At 71.9% G+C, this 14,736-nt stretch carries 11 protein-coding genes and 1 tRNA gene; 8 read left to right on the plus strand and 4 right to left on the minus strand.

Annotation, left to right across the window (positions count from 1 at the left end; all coding sequences use genetic code 11):
• Nucleotides 1-7: 7 nt before the first annotated feature.
• Nucleotides 8-1,186, minus strand: coding sequence for a methyltransferase domain-containing protein (locus ACSJJR_RS08290; protein WP_435943040.1), 1,179 nt, complete (start codon nt 1,184-1,186; stop codon nt 8-10).
• Between the two features lie 416 nt (nt 1,187-1,602).
• On the opposite strand from ACSJJR_RS08290, the gene cysS reads away from it, so the two are divergent.
• The 3 genes from cysS (at nt 1,603) to ACSJJR_RS08305 (ending at nt 5,536) form a co-directional block, all read left to right on the plus strand.
• Nucleotides 1,603-3,105, plus strand: coding sequence for a cysteine--tRNA ligase (gene cysS, locus ACSJJR_RS08295; protein ID WP_435943026.1), 1,503 nt, complete (start codon nt 1,603-1,605; stop codon nt 3,103-3,105).
• 86 nt (nt 3,106-3,191) lie between these two features.
• Complete coding sequence (rlmB, locus tag ACSJJR_RS08300; protein WP_435943027.1) at nt 3,192-4,187, plus strand: 23S rRNA (guanosine(2251)-2'-O)-methyltransferase RlmB; 996 nt, start codon at nt 3,192-3,194, stop codon at nt 4,185-4,187.
• Between the two features lie 107 nt (nt 4,188-4,294).
• On the plus strand, nt 4,295-5,536 hold the full coding sequence (locus ACSJJR_RS08305) for a hypothetical protein (protein ID WP_435943028.1): 1,242 nt from the start codon (nt 4,295-4,297) through the stop codon (nt 5,534-5,536).
• Nucleotides 5,537-5,605: 69 nt separating this feature from the next.
• On the opposite strand, the gene ACSJJR_RS08310 is transcribed toward ACSJJR_RS08305, so the two are convergent.
• Together ACSJJR_RS08310 and ACSJJR_RS08315 are read right to left on the minus strand one after the other, a co-directional pair.
• Nucleotides 5,606-6,982 (minus strand): DUF4032 domain-containing protein, encoded by a 1,377-nt coding sequence (locus ACSJJR_RS08310; RefSeq protein ID WP_435943029.1) that lies wholly within the window; start codon nt 6,980-6,982, stop codon nt 5,606-5,608.
• A 115-nt stretch (nt 6,983-7,097) separates the two neighbouring features.
• On the minus strand, nt 7,098-8,225 hold the full coding sequence (locus ACSJJR_RS08315) for an ABC transporter ATP-binding protein (RefSeq protein ID WP_435943030.1): 1,128 nt from the start codon (nt 8,223-8,225) through the stop codon (nt 7,098-7,100).
• Nucleotides 8,226-8,451: 226 nt separating this feature from the next.
• Between ACSJJR_RS08315 and ACSJJR_RS08320 the strand changes: the two genes are divergently transcribed.
• The 3 genes from ACSJJR_RS08320 to ACSJJR_RS08330 all read left to right on the plus strand — a co-directional run bounded on the left by ACSJJR_RS08320 (nt 8,452) and on the right by ACSJJR_RS08330 (nt 11,216).
• Complete coding sequence (locus tag ACSJJR_RS08320; protein ID WP_435943031.1) at nt 8,452-10,131, plus strand: serine/threonine-protein kinase; 1,680 nt, start codon at nt 8,452-8,454, stop codon at nt 10,129-10,131.
• Between the two features lie 119 nt (nt 10,132-10,250).
• Nucleotides 10,251-11,087, plus strand: coding sequence for a DsbA family protein (locus ACSJJR_RS08325; RefSeq protein WP_435943032.1), 837 nt, complete (start codon nt 10,251-10,253; stop codon nt 11,085-11,087).
• 56 nt (nt 11,088-11,143) lie between these two features.
• Nucleotides 11,144-11,216 (plus strand) — tRNA-Thr (locus tag ACSJJR_RS08330).
• A gap of 150 nt (nt 11,217-11,366) precedes the next feature.
• Here the strand turns inward: ACSJJR_RS08330 and ACSJJR_RS08335 are convergent.
• Nucleotides 11,367-12,044 (minus strand): uracil-DNA glycosylase, encoded by a 678-nt coding sequence (locus ACSJJR_RS08335; RefSeq protein ID WP_435943033.1) that lies wholly within the window; start codon nt 12,042-12,044, stop codon nt 11,367-11,369.
• 71 nt (nt 12,045-12,115) lie between these two features.
• Here ACSJJR_RS08335 and ACSJJR_RS08340 point away from each other — a divergent pair, with 71 nt between their 5' ends.
• Nucleotides 12,116-12,724, plus strand: coding sequence for a LytR C-terminal domain-containing protein (locus tag ACSJJR_RS08340; protein ID WP_435943034.1), 609 nt, complete (start codon nt 12,116-12,118; stop codon nt 12,722-12,724).
• A gap of 325 nt (nt 12,725-13,049) precedes the next feature.
• Nucleotides 13,050-14,669, plus strand: coding sequence for a chaperonin GroEL (groL, locus tag ACSJJR_RS08345; RefSeq protein ID WP_435943035.1), 1,620 nt, complete (start codon nt 13,050-13,052; stop codon nt 14,667-14,669).
• Nucleotides 14,670-14,736 lie beyond the last annotated feature (67 nt).

The following is a 14,736-nucleotide window of genomic DNA, read 5'->3' on the forward strand; positions in this document are numbered from 1 at the left end:
GCCGGCCTCAGTCGCGCACGAGGTCGACCAGCACCTCGGCGTGGTCGGTGTGAGGGAACATGTCGAAGACCTGCGCCCGGCGCACCCGTAGCGGCCTCATGAGCCCCAGGTCCCTGGCCAGGCTCGCGGGGTGGCAGGAGGAGTAGAGCACCCGCCGCACCCCGGAGGCCGCGACTCGTCCCGCCAGGTCCGCGCCGATGCCCCGCCGGGGAGGGTTGACCACGAGCAGGTCCGGCACGCCACCCAGGGCCTGGGCCCCGGCCGGGTCGAGGACCCGCGCGTCGCCCGCCTCGAAGGACACCTCATGCGCGCTCAGCCCCATGAGCGCGGCCGCGGCCCTGGCCCCCTCGATGGCCGGGGCGGAGACCTCGACGCCGTGGACCCGTCGGCCGGGGCCGGCCAGGGCGAGGGCGAAGCCACCGACCCCGCAGAACAGGTCCCACACGCGCACCGGCTGCCCGGTCCGGGCGGGGACGACGTCCTCGGCCCAGGCCGAGGCGGTGGCGTACAGGTGCTCGGCCACCGTCGTGTTCGTCTGGAAGAAGGAGCGGGTGGGCAGCAGCAGCGTCAGCTCCCGGCCGGGGCCGCCCTCACGCGGCAGGCGCAGGCGCATGAGCACGCGGTCCGCGCCCGGCTCCTGGGTGAGCAGGACCTCCTCCTCGCCCTCGATGACGGCCTGGTGCACCGGCTGGATGTTGGCGCTCATGACGGCCAGCGTCTCCAGCTCGCGCCGCAGCCGGGGCAGGTCCGCGCGCAGCCGGGGCAGGTGACGGTGCGAGCGCAGCACCCAGCGCACCATGAGGTCGCCGTCGGGGGAGGCGGTGACGAGCAGGTGCTTGAGCTCGCCGCGACGCCCGACGACGTCGTAGGGCTCCAGCCCGAGGCGCGTCACCGTCTGGGCAAGGACCGGCAGGGCCCGCTCGATCTCCTCCACATGCAGCGGGCAGCCGCGCAGGTCGGTGCCCACGCCGTCGGCGCCGAGGATGCCGAGGACCGGGTGCGCGCTCGTGCCGGAGACCACCATCTTCGCCTTGTTACGAAAGCGCGTGGGGGCGCTGGGCAGCGGGGGCAGCCAGGCGTGTGAGGGCACGGCGTCAACGAGTGAGGCGACGCGCGCCTGCTTGGCGGCCAGCTGCTCGGCCACCGGCAGGTCCTGGTGGGGGCAGGAGCGGCAGGCCCCGCTCATGTGCTGTGGACAGAAGGCGGCGGTCACGGGCCCATTGTGGGCGATGCGGGCCTGGGCAGGCGGCCGGGGCCGCGGGTGGGACCAGGGGCCCAGCCAACCGTGGGCCACGTCAGGCGCTGCGGCACGACGAAGCCCTCGGACCCGGTGTCCCGGGCCCGAGGGCCTTCGTCGTCGAGGGGCTCACCGGCCGGGTTCCCAGCCCGGGGGAGCATCCCTCCGTCACAGGAACGGCTCAGCCGGGCTCCCTAGGACCCTGCTGGACCTCGGTGAGAACCGGTCATCGGGTTCCCCAACCCTCACGGCTCCTCCCGTCCTGCGGTGAGACACAGGTAACCGGACGGACCTGGGCATTGCCCCCGAGGCAACCTGGGAAAATCATGGGAAGTCAGGGCACGTCCAGCGACTAGGCTGGGCCGGTGACTGACACCGCCCCTGCGCCCACCCTGCGCCTGTACGACTCGGCTGCCCGCGCCGTCGTCCCCCTGGCACCCACCGTCACCCCCGGACAGGTCGCGATCTACCTGTGCGGCGCCACCGTCCAGGGCTCCCCCCACATCGGGCATATGCGCTCCGGCATCGCCTTCGACGTCATGCGCCGCTGGCTCGAGCGCCAGGGCCAGCGCGTCCTCATGGTCCGCAACGTCACCGACATCGACGACAAGATCCTCGCCAAGTCCGCCGCCGCCGACCCCCCGGTCGAGTGGTGGGCCTGGGCCCAGCGCTTCGAGCGCGAGTTCGACGCCGCCTACCGTGCCCTCGGCGTCGCCGCCCCCACCTACGAGCCGCGCGCCACGGGGACCATCCCCGAGCAGGTCGCGCTCGTCCAGCGCCTGCTCGACGTCGGCCACGCCTATGTCGGTGAGGGTGGCAACGTCTACTTCGACGTCCGATCCCTGCCCGACTACGGGTCGCTGACCAACCAGCGTCTGGAGGACCTGGCCACCACCGAGGACGAGTCCCAGATCGACGCGCAGGTCGAGGCGGACAAGCGCGACCCGCGCGACTTCGCCCTGTGGAAGAGCGCCAAGCCCTCCGAGCCTGCCGACGCCGCCTGGGACGCCCCCTGGGGGCGGGGCCGGCCCGGCTGGCACCTGGAGTGCTCCGCCATGAGCCGGCGCTTCCTGGGCGAGGAGTTCGACGTCCACGGCGGCGGCATCGACCTGCGCTTCCCGCACCACGAGAACGAGCAGGCCCAGTCCCACGGCGCCGGGTGGGGCTTCGCCCGCCACTGGGTCCACAACGCCTGGGTGACGGTCAAGGGCGAGAAGATGAGCAAGTCGCTGGGCAACTCCCTCGTGGTGCCCGAGCTGCTCACGCACTACGACCCTGCCGTCCTGCGCCTGGCCCTGGGAACCGTCCACCACCGCTCCACCGTCGAGTTCTCCGAGGAGGGCCTGGCCGAGGCCGCAGCCCTGTGGGAGCGCCTGAGTGGAGCGGTGCTGCGGGCCTACGAGCTCTGCGACGGTGCGAGTGCCAACCCCGTCGATGTCCCCGCCGAGCAGCTGCGCGCCCGGCCCCTGGCCGAGGACTTCAGCGCCGCCATGGACGAGGACCTCAACCTTGCCGGCGCCATGGCGGTGGTCCACGCCACCCTCAAGTCCCTCAACGCGGCCCTGCGCGACGCGCAGCCCGGGCTCGTGGCCGCCGCCGCCCTGGACCTCAGGGCCCAGCTCGACGTCCTGGGACTGGACCCGCTGTCCGCCCCGTGGCGTGAGCGCGTCCTGGGGACGGGGGCCCGGGGCGGGCAGGACTGCGCGATGGAGGCGCTGGACCACCTTGTCACCGCGGTCCTGGAGGAGCGCGCCCAGGCCAGGGCCGCCAAGGACTGGGCCCGGGCCGACGCCCTGCGTGACCGGCTCACGCAGGCCGGCGTCGTCGTTGAGGACTCTCCCTCCGGGGCGCGCTGGCACCTGGCCTGACCGGCGGCCGCAGACGCCTGCACACACAGCACCACGCGGGCCCTTGGCCCACGACACGAGCACCGGCCCAGAAAGGACCGAAGACAATGGCTGGAAACGAGCAGTACCCCGGCGCCAGGCGCCGCCCCGGAAGCAAGAAGGGGCCGACCAAGGGCTCGGGCGGCAACCGGCGCCAGGGGCTCGAGGGCAAGGGACCCACCCCGAAGGCGGAGAACCGCGTCGGCCACCCCAAGGCCAGGGCGAAGGCCCGCGCAGAGGCCCGTGCCGCCCAGCCCACACGGGCCAAGCAGCTGGAGAGGATCCGCCGCCGCTTCGAGGTGCCCGCTGGCTACGAGATCGTGTGCGGGCGCAACGCCGTCGCCGAGGCCGCCCGCTCCGGAGCCCCGATCAGCCGGGTCTTCATGGCGGTGTCCGCCGAGTCCGACGACCGCCTGGGGGCCGTCATCCGCCGGGCGACCCTGGTGGGCGCCCCCGTCCTGGAGACGACCAAGCTCGACCTCGAGGCCCTCACAGAGGGCGCCGTGCACCAGGGCGTGGCCATCGAGGTGCCCGCCCACGAGTACGTCACCGCCCTCGACCTGCTCGAGCGCTCTCGCCAGGTCGGCCACACGCCCCTGCTCATCGCGCTCGACCAGGTGACCGACCCCCACAACCTCGGGGCGGTCCTGCGCTCCGCCGGTGCCTTCGGTGCCGACGGGGTCATCATCCCCGAGCGCCGCTCCGTCGGCGTCAACGCCACCGTCTGGAAGGTCTCCGCCGGGGCGGCCGCCCGTGTGCCGGTGGCACGCGAGACCAACCTCGTGCGTGCGCTCGAGAGGCTGAAGAAGGAGGGCTGCTTCGTCGTCGGGCTCGACGGTGGCAGCGAGAGCCTGGTCGAGGACCTCACCTTCGCCGACGGCCCTCTCGTCGTCGTCACCGGTGCGGAGGGGTCGGGGCTGTCGCGCCTGGTGCGCGAGACCTGCGACGTCATCGCCTCGATCCCGATCTCGCGCACCGTGGAGTCGCTCAACGCCGCTGTGGCCACGGGGATCGCCCTGTACGAGGTGGACCGGATGCGCCGTCGGCACACGGCTCAGGCCTGACCCGGGCTCCGCTCGCAGGCAGTGACCGGGCCGTGGTCCTGCCGCCACGGGCCAGTTGCTGACAGAATGGCCCCAGAACGCCGCACCTGACTGACAGGAGGCCAGAGATGGCACAGGACGCTTCCCAGCGCTGGAACCGCACGGAGGGCGTGCTCATCGCCCCCGGGACCACCCCGGACGAGGTCGCCGCCTGCCTCAGCGAGCACGGCGTCGTCGCCCGTACCGAGTGGTACCCCTCGACCAGCCACCTCGTGGGTCTGGCGCTGCTGACCGACTCCGAGGGACGCGTGGCCGTGACGCCGCCATCGCGTGGCGGAGTGGTGCCGGGCATGGGCGTGTCCGAGCTGGCGGAGCAGGTGGCGCGCCAGATGGGGGCCGCCGTCACCATCGGCCCAGCCTCCTTCAACGCCCTGCCCGACGACGTCACCCTGCCCGACGTCCCCTCAGGGGTGTCGGAGTCCACCCGCACGGTGGTGGTCTCCCCGCTGAGCGCCTACACGGTGCCGCTTCAGGCGACGCTGCTCGAGCGGCCGCTGGTGGTGGCCTCCGTGCCCGGCATTGACCGCCGCATCGTCATGTACACGGGCGAGGGGCCCGGCCTGGGCGCCTTCGGCTGGGACGAGGAGTCGCTGCCGGCCCTCGTCCTGACCGCGGGCGACGGCGACCTGACGGTCCGGGCGGTCACCACCGACGACATCGAGGACGACGCCGTCTACTCGTGGGCCATGACCTCGCGCTACGTGTGGGGCTCGGTCGACGAGCCGGGTCCGGCGCTGCGCCACCTGGTGGAGGAGCTGCTGACGGACTCCACGGACGCGACGGCCATCGCCGAGGCGGTCCCGGGTGCGGACCTGGAGGCGGCCACGGCCTCGCTGTCGATGCGGGGCGCGGCGGGCATGTCCGCGATGACCAGCGCCCTGGGGCTGCCTGAGTGGGTGGACTCGGTGCTCACAGGCCGTCTGGCCCCGGCCGAGGTGCCGGGAGCGGTGGTTCACGAGCCGCGGGGCCTGTCGAACGCGGTGGGCCGCTCGGTGGGGCTCATGCTCAGCGACCCGCAGACCCCGGGTGCGGCCTTCCGGCAGTCTTACGTCTACACGGTCACGGAGCGGCCGTGGGTGGTGCGCGGCCTCGTGGCGCTCGAGGCGGCCCTGGGTGGCACGCTCGTCGGCAAGGGCCTCAGGCGGCGTCAGCGCACGGGGCACGTCTGCGCGGGCCTGGTGACGGTTGGCGTCATGCTCATGTCCAACGCGGTGGTGCAGCTGTCCCTGGCCTCCTGGGTGCGGCACAAGGAGCTGCGGCACCGGGCGGACGAGGAGATGGCCCTGGTCGCCGAGGAGCTCGGGGCCTGAGCCCGCTGAGAGGGCGCCGGGGCGCCCTGAGACGGCCCTGACCAGGGGCAGGCCCCAGGGGCCCTGCCCCTACTCGTCCTTGAACCTCATCCCGGCGGTGAAGCCGAAGGGGTTGAGGCTGTAGGCAGCGGCCGTCTGCTCGTCACGGGCGGCGAACTCAGCGTCGTCCTCGGGCTCGGTCGCCGCCTCGTCGTCGAAGATCGCCGACATCTCCTGAGTGTCACCCAGGGACAGGTAGGCCTGCTCGTCCCGGTGCTGCGGCAGCACGTTGGTGACGTAGTCCTCGATGGCCTCCTCGGTGGTCACCGCCCGCTGTGCCTGTTCCGACATGTACCAGCGGTGCTCGAGGATCTCGTGGAAGATCTCGGCGGGCTCAAGCTTGCGTCGCAGCTCGACGGGAACGGCGTGGATGGTGGGCTCGAAGACCTCGGTCAGCCACGTGTGGGCGACCAGCTCGATGGGTTGGTCCTGCAGCCCCCGGTAGACGCGGTAGGCCTCGAGGTCGTTGAGCATGCGCTGGCCCTGGCGCTCCTCGACGTCGAGGCCGGTCAGGCGCATGACCTGACGGTGGTAGTGGCCGGCGTCAACGACCTTGGGCTGGATGGAGATCGTGGCGGACCCGCCGTCGGCCGTCGTCTTCATGGACAGCTCGCCGACGTCGAAACCGAGCTCGTTGAGGTGCTCAATGCGACGGCGCATGCGCCAGCGCTCGTCCATGGGGAAGGTCTCCTCGCCGGTGAGCACGCTCCACAGCTCGGCGTAGCGGCTGACGATCCGGTCGCCCACCTCGATGGTGTCCACCGTGGGCTCCAGTAGCGCCCCCGCCTGGAGGTCCATGAGCTCGCCGATGATGTTGGTGCGGGCGATGTCGATGTCGTACAGGCGTTTGCCCTCGGTCAGTCCGTCCGGGTAGAGCTCGCCGGTCTCGGCGTCGACGAGGTAGGCGGCGAAGGCGCCGGCGTCCCGGCGGAAGAGCGTGTTGGACAGCGACACGTCGCCCCAGAAGAAGCCGAGCAGGTGCAGGCGCACGAGGAGCACCGCGAGGGCGTCGATGAGGCGCGAGGCGGTCTCCGGGCGCATGTACTGGCTGAACAGGGCGCGGTAGGGCAGGGAGTAGGACAGGTGCTCCGTGACGAGGACGGAGTTGAGTGCCTCGCCGCTCAGGTCAGTGCGTCCGGTGATGACGGCGGTGGGCACCACGCAGGGGGCGCCGAGCCTGACGAGGTCGCGCAGGAGCTCGTACTCGCGGTGGGCGACGGACTCTCCGATCTCCTTGACGGCGATGACGCGCTCGGAGAGGTTGACGAAGCGGACGATGTGCCGCGACAGGCCCCGGGGCAGCGCTGCCAGGACCTCAGTGGGCCACTGCTCGAGCGGGGTCTCCCAGGGCAGGTCGAGCAACGAGGGGTCGATGGTCGCTGCGGTGATCTGCATGGACTGGGGCATGGCCGCATTCTCTCAGGTGACGGGCTGTGCAGGCGAGCCGGCCCCCGGACGGGGTGAGCCCCGTCCCTCGAGGAGGGACGGGGCTCACCCAGGTGCTGGCGGACCGGCCTCAGCCTCAGGCGGGCAGGCGCTCGCCGGTGGAGGCGGAGAACAGGTGCTCCTGGCCGGGACGGATGCGCACGTGCACGGTCTCGCCCGGGTTCGGGGCGGTACGCGGGGGCACGCGGACGATGATCTGCGAGGAGTCCTCACCGGAGCCGAGCTTCTCGTCAGCGGTCTCCGCGCCGACGAGCTCGCCGTAGATGTAGGCGTCTGAGCCGAGCTCCTCGACGAAGGACAGGCGCACCGGGATGGAGTGCTTGTCCTGGGCGGTGACGACGTCGAGCGACTCGGGGCGGAAGCCGATGACGATCTTGCCGTTGTCCTCGGGCTTGATGGCGTCGAGGGTGGCGCGCGACAGGCGGACGCGGGCGGAGCCCAGGACCGCGTCCTCGCCATTGATGGTGAAACGACCGAGGTTCATGGCGGGCGAGCCGATGAAGCCGGCGACGAACTCGTTGGCGGGCTTGTCGTACATCTCGCGGGGTGTGCCGACCTGCTGCAGGAGGCCGTCCTTGAGGACCGCGATACGGTCACCCATCGTCAGGGCCTCGGTCTGGTCGTGGGTGACGTAGACCGTGGTGACGCCCAGCGAGCGCTGGAGGGAGGCGATCTGGGTGCGGGTCTGGACACGGAGCTTGGCGTCCAGGTTGGACAGAGGCTCGTCCATGAGGAAGACCTTCGGCTTGCGCACGATGGCGCGGCCCATGGCGACACGCTGGCGCTGGCCGCCGGAGAGGGCCTTCGGCTTGCGGTCGAGGTACTCGGTGAGGCCCAGGATCTTGGCGGCCTCCTTCACCCGCTGCTCGATCTCGGCCTTGGGGGTGCCGGCGATCTTGAGCGCGAAGCCCATGTTGTCCGCGACGGACATGTGGGGGTAGAGGGCGTAGTTCTGGAAGACCATGGCGATGTCGCGGTCCTTCGGCTGGACGTCCGTGACGTCCTTGTCGCCGATGAGGATGCGGCCGGAGTTGACGTCCTCCAGGCCGGCGAGCATGCGCAGGGAGGTGGACTTGCCGCAGCCGGAGGGGCCCACGAGGACGAGGAACTCGCCGTCGGCGATCTCCAGGTTCAACTGGTCCACCGACGGGCGGTCGTTACCCGGGTACACACGGGTGGCGTGGTCAAAAGTCACCGTTGCCATAGGAAGCAGTCCCTTCACCGGCAGGTACGTGCCGGACGATCCGTTGTGAAAGGTGCCGAATGCGTGTCCGCACTGACACATGCGTCCAGCCAGGTGCTGGCCGCAGTCACATCCTGTCATGCGCGGTGCCCGCCGGGCCACTGCCTGGTCGTCTGATTTCTTGCACTCATGGGTGACTCCGATCACAAGGATTGGCGTCGTATGGCGGCCCGGTAGGGTGGCGCCCATGACGCAGGACCCGGACGTGCGGGCGTCCACCTCCACCTACCGCCTGCGTGCCGGGGACGAGGTGGGCGGTTACCGGCTCGTCCGCCGGCTCGGGGCCGGGGGCATGGGGGTCGTGTGGGAGGCCTCCGACGGCGACGGGAACCACGTCGCCATGAAGATCCTCCACCCCCAGGTCGCTGCGGACCCCACGGCCCGCACCCGCCTGGGCCGTGAGGCCTCTGTCCTCGCACGTGTGCGCGACCCGCGAGTGGCCCGCGTCCTCGACATCGAGACCGGTGACGGCCCTGGTGGCGCGGGTGCCGTCTTCGTCGTGACCGAGCTCGTCGGTGGCCCCACCCTCCAGCGCGAGGTGGACGACGGGGGTCCGTACGACCTCGCCGACGACGCCCGCGAGCTGGCCGACCTCGCCCACGGGCTCGTCGAGGCCCTCAAGGCTGTCCACGCCGCCGGGGTCGTCCACCGCGACCTCAAGCCCTCCAACGTCATGCTGGGAGCCCAGGGCCCCGTCCTCATCGACTTCGGCATCGCCCAGGTCGCCGACGACGTCCGTCTGACCCGGACCGGCCAGGTGACCGGGACCCCCGGCTTCATCCCGCCGGAGGTGCTCGACGGCGGTGCCCCCGGCCCCGGCGTGGACTGGTACGCCTGTGCCGGAGTGCTCCTGTTCGCCGTCACCGGCCACGCCCCCTTCGGCTCGGGCCCGTGGCAGACCGTCTTCCGCCGCGTCTACGCCGGGACCCCCGAGCTCGGGAGCCTGGAGGCCGACAGCCCCGCCCTCGCCCACGCCTTCACCGCCGCCCTGGCCCCCGAGGCGCATGAGCGCCTGGGGGTGGAGGACCTGCTCGCGGTGCTCGACGAGGTCGCCGAGGGCGGCAGCGGTGAGACGGCCCTGGCCTCGGCCCTCGCAGGCCGGGTGGCGGTCACGTCCTATGGCCACACGCCGGGCCCGCTGGTGGCCGGTGCGGGGCCTGCGGACGCTGTGGGGCCGGTGGGGCCTGCGGGCCCGCTACCGGTCCGCCTGCCCGTCGTGCGCAGCGGGCAGGAGCGGTGGCCCGAGGGGGACCTCATCCTGCCTGAGTGGGCCCGCGAGCCGCGTCCGCACCGACTCGTGGTGAGCGCCGTCGCCGTCCTGCTGGCCGTCCTGGCCGTGTGGGTGCCCGCCTGGTGCGTCCTCGTCGCGGTGGCGCTCACCGTCGTGGCGGGCACCGTCGGCAGGGCCGACGACGCCCGGCGCGTCAGGCGCCTGGCGGCAGGCCGCGCGAGCCGCGGGGACACGGCCCGCATGGTCGCCCTGCTGCCGGTGTACCTCCTGCGCTCGGTCGCGGCCTGCGCGGCCGCCGTCCTCGGGGCGGGGACCGCGGCAGGCCTCCTCGCCTACACGGGAGCCGCCGGGCTGCGTGTGACCGAGCCGGGCGCGCTGGCGCAGGTGCTGGGCGACGACCACCGTGCCGGCGTCCTCAGCGCCGCGGTCGTGGCCGTGTTCCTCGCTGTGGCCTGGTTCGTTCCCTGGGGCGGGCCCACGCGCAGGGGCGGGCGCCGCCTCATTGAGGCGCTTACACGCTCCGGCGCGGTGCGGCTCGTCCTCGTCATGGCGCTCCTGGCGGCGGCACTGGGTGTGCTGTGGCTCTTCGCCCTGGGTGCCATGCCCCCGACGACCCTGGCGCCTCTGGCTCCCTGAGCCCTGGGCTCAGGCGCCCGGCCCGTGAGCGATGACTCACCGTCCGCGCCTACGGCTCCCAGGAGCCTGACAGGCACAATGTCTAGGGTCAGTGCCAACGGCCGAGAGCAAGGAGACCCATGGCGTCGAACGACACAAGCACCAAGGCCCAGCGCCGTGAGGCCGCCCGCGCCAAGGCCCGTGCCATGCGCGAGGAGCAGGAGCGCAAGGAGAGGCGTGCGCGCCTGACCCGACGCGCTCTCATCGGTGCCGCGGTCGTCGGTGTCGCCGGGGTCGGCACCACCATGTACGTCCAGTCCCGCCACCGCCCCCACCTGAGCGGTGGCACCATCGCCGCGCGCAAGGCGGACACCGCCGGGGTCCCCGGCCCTGTCCTGTCCGACGGCTCCTGGACCTACGGAGGGTCCCTCACGCCGGGGTCCACCGCGGCGGGCGCCACCGTCATCGAGGTCTTCTTCGACTACTCCTGCCACTTCTGCGCCTACTTCGAGAACCTCCACCACGATGAGGTCAAGACCCTCGTCAAGAGCGGTGACGCGACGCTCGTGCTGCGGCCCAGCAAGCTGCTCAAGAGCGGCTGGACGGACATGGCGATGAACGCGATGGGTGTGGTGCTCGACGAGCAGCCCGAGGCCTCCTTCGCCTTCCACGCCGCTGTCATGTCCCTCTTCGCCCGGATCTACGACGCGCAGGACACGTCGATGATGACGGTTGCCAACATCGTCGCCGCCGCCGACGAGGCCGGTGTCCCCACCGAGGTGTCCGCCCACATCGAGGCCGCCATCCGTGAGAACCGCTACGCCGCCTGGACCGCCCTGGGGGACCAGACCCTGACGACACTGGGTGTCAAGGCCACCCCCACCGTCCTCGTCGCCGGCAAGCAGGTGGACCTGGCTCAGATCTCCACCGCGACGGGCCTGACCGACCTCATTCGCTCGGGCGGGGCCGCGGGCTGAACCCGCTGCGCCCGGGTCCTGCACCCCGTGCGGCTACCTGTAGGCTGTGCCGCGTCGCCGCGTTAGCTCAGTTGGTAGAGCAGCTGTCTTGTAAACAGCAGGTCATCGGTTCGAGTCCGATACGCGGCTCTGGCAGAGGACGCCCACCCTCGCACCGACAGGTTGCGACGGCGGGCGTCTACGCTGGGCGACGGGGGCAGCAGCCAGCCCACTAGGACGCGAGTCTCGGGCAGGCCAGCTGCCCCCTGCGTGCGGCCCGACGCCGTCGTCAGCCCTCGATCAGGGCAGGCGCCAGTCCACGGGTGCGGCCCCCTGCGCCACGAGCATCTCGTTGGCCCGGCTGAACGGGCGTGAGCCGAAGAACCCCCGTGACGCGCTCAGCGGCGAGGGGTGGGGTGAGGCGATGATGGGCGTCATCCCCAGCAGCGGGGTCAGCGACTGCGCCGGACGCCCCCACAGGATCGCCACCAGCGGCCCTCCCCGCTCCACCAGTGCCTCGATGGCGCGCTGCGTCACCGTCTCCCAGCCCCACCCACGGTGGGAGGCCGGGGCCCCGGGGCGCACTGTGAGCACCCGGTTGAGGAGCATGACCCCCTGGCGCGACCACGGTGTGAGGTCACCCGTCGTCGGACGCTCGACACCCAGGTCCGAGACCAGCTCGGTGTAGATATTGACCAGGCTGCGCGGGGGCTGAACCCCTGGCTGCACGGAGAAGCTCAGGCCCATCGGGTGGCCCGGCGTCGGGTACGGGTCCTGCCCGACGATGAGGACCTTGACCTCCTCCAGAGGGTAGGTGAAGGCCCGCAGGACGTCGGTGCCCGCGGGCAGGTAACCGCGCCCGGCAGCGATCTCCTGGCGCAGGCGCGCGCCGATCTCGTGGACCGTGGGCTCGACGGGGGCCAGGGCCGCGGCCCAGGACGCATCGACCAGCTCGGACAGGGGCTTGGCGTCGCTCACGCGCTGAGCGTAGCCGGGGCGCCTGCCGCGCCGCACGGCCGGATCCGCCCTGATACGGCTATTCTCACCGGGTGAGCCAGTACGCGTACCCCGAGGACGAGTTCGACGCCAAAGGCGACGACGGGACCGTGCCCGTCGGAGTCCACCGTGCCCCAGTACCGGCGTGGCGCAGCTGGCTGCCCCTGCTGCTGATCATCATCATCGTCCCGCTGCTCGCCTGGGGAGCGGTCGCGGTGCTGGGCTCCAGGTCCGCGCTGCCCAGCAGCGTGACGGGGACGGCCCCCGCCGAGGCGACCCAGGACACTGCCACGCCGGAGCCGTCGGCCACTGCCCAGACCCAGGCCCCGGCCGAGCCTGAGACGGGCGCGCCCACCGAGCAGCCCGCCGCGGCCGACCTCACGACTCGCATCACGGTCCACAACGGCACGGCCACCAACGGGCTGGCCGCCCGGACCGCGGACCGGCTCTCCAACGCCGGCTACACCTCGGTCACGGTCTCCCCGGGCGCGTACCAGGAGTCGGAGCCTGCGGTCACGACCATCTACTACTCCGCCCCAGAGCACGCCGCCACCGCACAGGCCGCCGCCGAGGCCCTGGGCATCGCGTCGGTGGTGGAGGACCCGGCGATGGCGGTGTCCAACCCGCTGGTCATCGTCCTGCGCGACGACTTCCTGGAGTGAGGCTCGGCCCGGGAGTCGCTGTCAGGCCCCTCGGCGTGCCGTTGTGGCGCACGCGGGCACCCGGCCGGGGCGGCGGCGTACTCAGTTCGCCGCCAGCCGACCCAGACCTGAGCGCCTTGCACTCAAGGGGCGAGAGTGCCAGAGTTGCGGTTAGCACTCGGGGCTGTTGAGTGACAGCCGGACCCGCTCCGGCCACGACACCGTCCCGGTGAGGCAACCAGACCAGCAGGTGAGGGCCAGCGCCCCGCGGGACAGGAACGCGGAGTGCTGACCCGTCCGTCGCGGGCGCCGGCCGGTCACCCAACACCAGTGGAGGAATCACCACATGGCCAAGATCATCGCCTTCGACGAGGAGGCCCGCCGCGGAATGGAGCGAGGCCTCAACGTCCTCGCCGACACCGTCAAGGTCACCCTCGGCCCCAAGGGCCGCAACGTCGTTCTCGACAAGAAGTGGGGCGCCCCCACGATCACCAACGACGGCGTCACCATCGCCAAGGAGATCGAGCTCGAGGACCCCTACGAGAAGATCGGCGCCGAGCTCGTCAAGGAGGTCGCCAAGAAGACCGACGACGTCGCCGGTGACGGCACCACCACCGCTACCGTCCTCGCCCAGGCGCTTGTGCGCGAGGGCCTGCGCAACGTGGCCGCCGGCGCCAACCCCATCGCCGTGCGCCGCGGCATCGACAAGGCCGTCGCCAAGGTCGTCGAGCGCCTGCTCGCCGACGCCAAGGAGGTCGAGACCCAGGACGAGATCGCGGCCACCGCCTCGATCTCCGCCGCCGACGAGCAGATCGGCTCCTTCATCGCCGAGGCCCTGGAGAAGGTCGGCCACGACGGCGTCATCACCGTCGAGGAGTCCAACACCTTCGGCCTCGAGCTCGAGGTCACCGAGGGCATGCGCTTCGACAAGGGCTTCATCTCCCCCTACTTCGTCACCGACGCCGACCGTCAGGAGGCCGTCCTCGAGGACGCCTACGTCCTGCTCGTCGAGTCCAAGATCTCCAACGTCAAGGACCTGCTGCCCCTGCTGGAGAAGGTGATGCAGGCCGGCAAGCCGCTGGCCATCATCGCTGAGGACGTCGAGGCCGAGGCCCTGGCCACCCTCGTCGTCAACCGCATTCGCGGTACCTTCAAGTCCGTGGCCGTCAAGGCTCCGGGCTTCGGCGACCGGCGCAAGGCCATGCTGCAGGACATGGCGATCCTCACCGGCGGCACCGTCATCTCCGAGACGGTCGGCCTCAAGCTCGAGAACGCCACCCTCGAGGACCTGGGCCAGGCCCGCAAGGTCGTCGTCACCAAGGACGAGACCACCATCGTCGAGGGCGCCGGGGACAAGGACGCCATCGAGGCCCGTGTCTCCCAGATCCGCGCTGAGATCGAGAACTCGGACTCCGAGTACGACAAGGAGAAGCTCTCCGAGCGCCTGGCCAAGCTCGCCGGTGGCGTCGCCGTCCTCAAGTCCGGTGCCGCCACCGAGGTCGAGCTCAAGGAGCGCAAGCACCGCATCGAGGACGCCGTGCGCAACGCCAAGGCCGCCGTTGAGGAGGGTATCGTCGCCGGTGGTGGCGTGGCCCTCATCCAGGCTGCTGAGGTCCTCGACTCCCTCGAGCTCGAGGGTGACGAGGCCACCGGCGCCGCCATCGTCCGCGTCGCTGTCGAGGCCCCGCTCAAGCAGATCGCCGTCAACGCCGGCTACGAGGGCGGCGTCGTCGTTGACCGTGTGCGTCACCTGCCCGTCGGTGAGGGCCTCAACGCCGCCACCGGCGAGTACGTCAACCTCCTGGGCGCCGGCATCGCCGACCCGGTCAAGGTGACCCGCTCCGCCCTGCAGAACGCCGCCTCCATCGCGGGCCTGTTCCTCACCACCGAGGCCGTCGTCGCCGACAAGCCGGAGCCCCCGGCCGCCCCGGCCGCCGGCGGTGACGACATGGGCGGCATGTACTGATTCCACGATCAGACGGCTGAACCCCTTGGGTCATGACCCGGGCCGCTCCTGCCACCGGCGGGAGCGG

Source organism: Actinomyces sp. W5033, assembly GCF_051303165.1.

Excerpts from the sequence above, each read along its gene's own strand:
- ACSJJR_RS08290 (WP_435943040.1), bottom strand. The coding sequence starts at position 1,186 with ATGAGCGGGGCCTGCCGCTCCTGCCCCCACCAGGACCTGCCGGTGGCC.
- rlmB (WP_435943027.1), top strand. The coding sequence starts at position 3,192 with ATGGCTGGAAACGAGCAGTACCCCGGCGCCAGGCGCCGCCCCGGAAGC.
- ACSJJR_RS08310 (WP_435943029.1), bottom strand. The coding sequence starts at position 6,982 with ATGCCCCAGTCCATGCAGATCACCGCAGCGACCATCGACCCCTCGTTG.
- groL (WP_435943035.1), top strand. The coding sequence starts at position 13,050 with ATGGCCAAGATCATCGCCTTCGACGAGGAGGCCCGCCGCGGAATGGAG.
- ACSJJR_RS08315 (WP_435943030.1), bottom strand. The coding sequence starts at position 8,225 with ATGGCAACGGTGACTTTTGACCACGCCACCCGTGTGTACCCGGGTAAC.
- ACSJJR_RS08320 (WP_435943031.1), top strand. The coding sequence starts at position 8,452 with ATGACGCAGGACCCGGACGTGCGGGCGTCCACCTCCACCTACCGCCTG.
- ACSJJR_RS08305 (WP_435943028.1), top strand. The coding sequence starts at position 4,295 with ATGGCACAGGACGCTTCCCAGCGCTGGAACCGCACGGAGGGCGTGCTC.
- ACSJJR_RS08325 (WP_435943032.1), top strand. The coding sequence starts at position 10,251 with ATGGCGTCGAACGACACAAGCACCAAGGCCCAGCGCCGTGAGGCCGCC.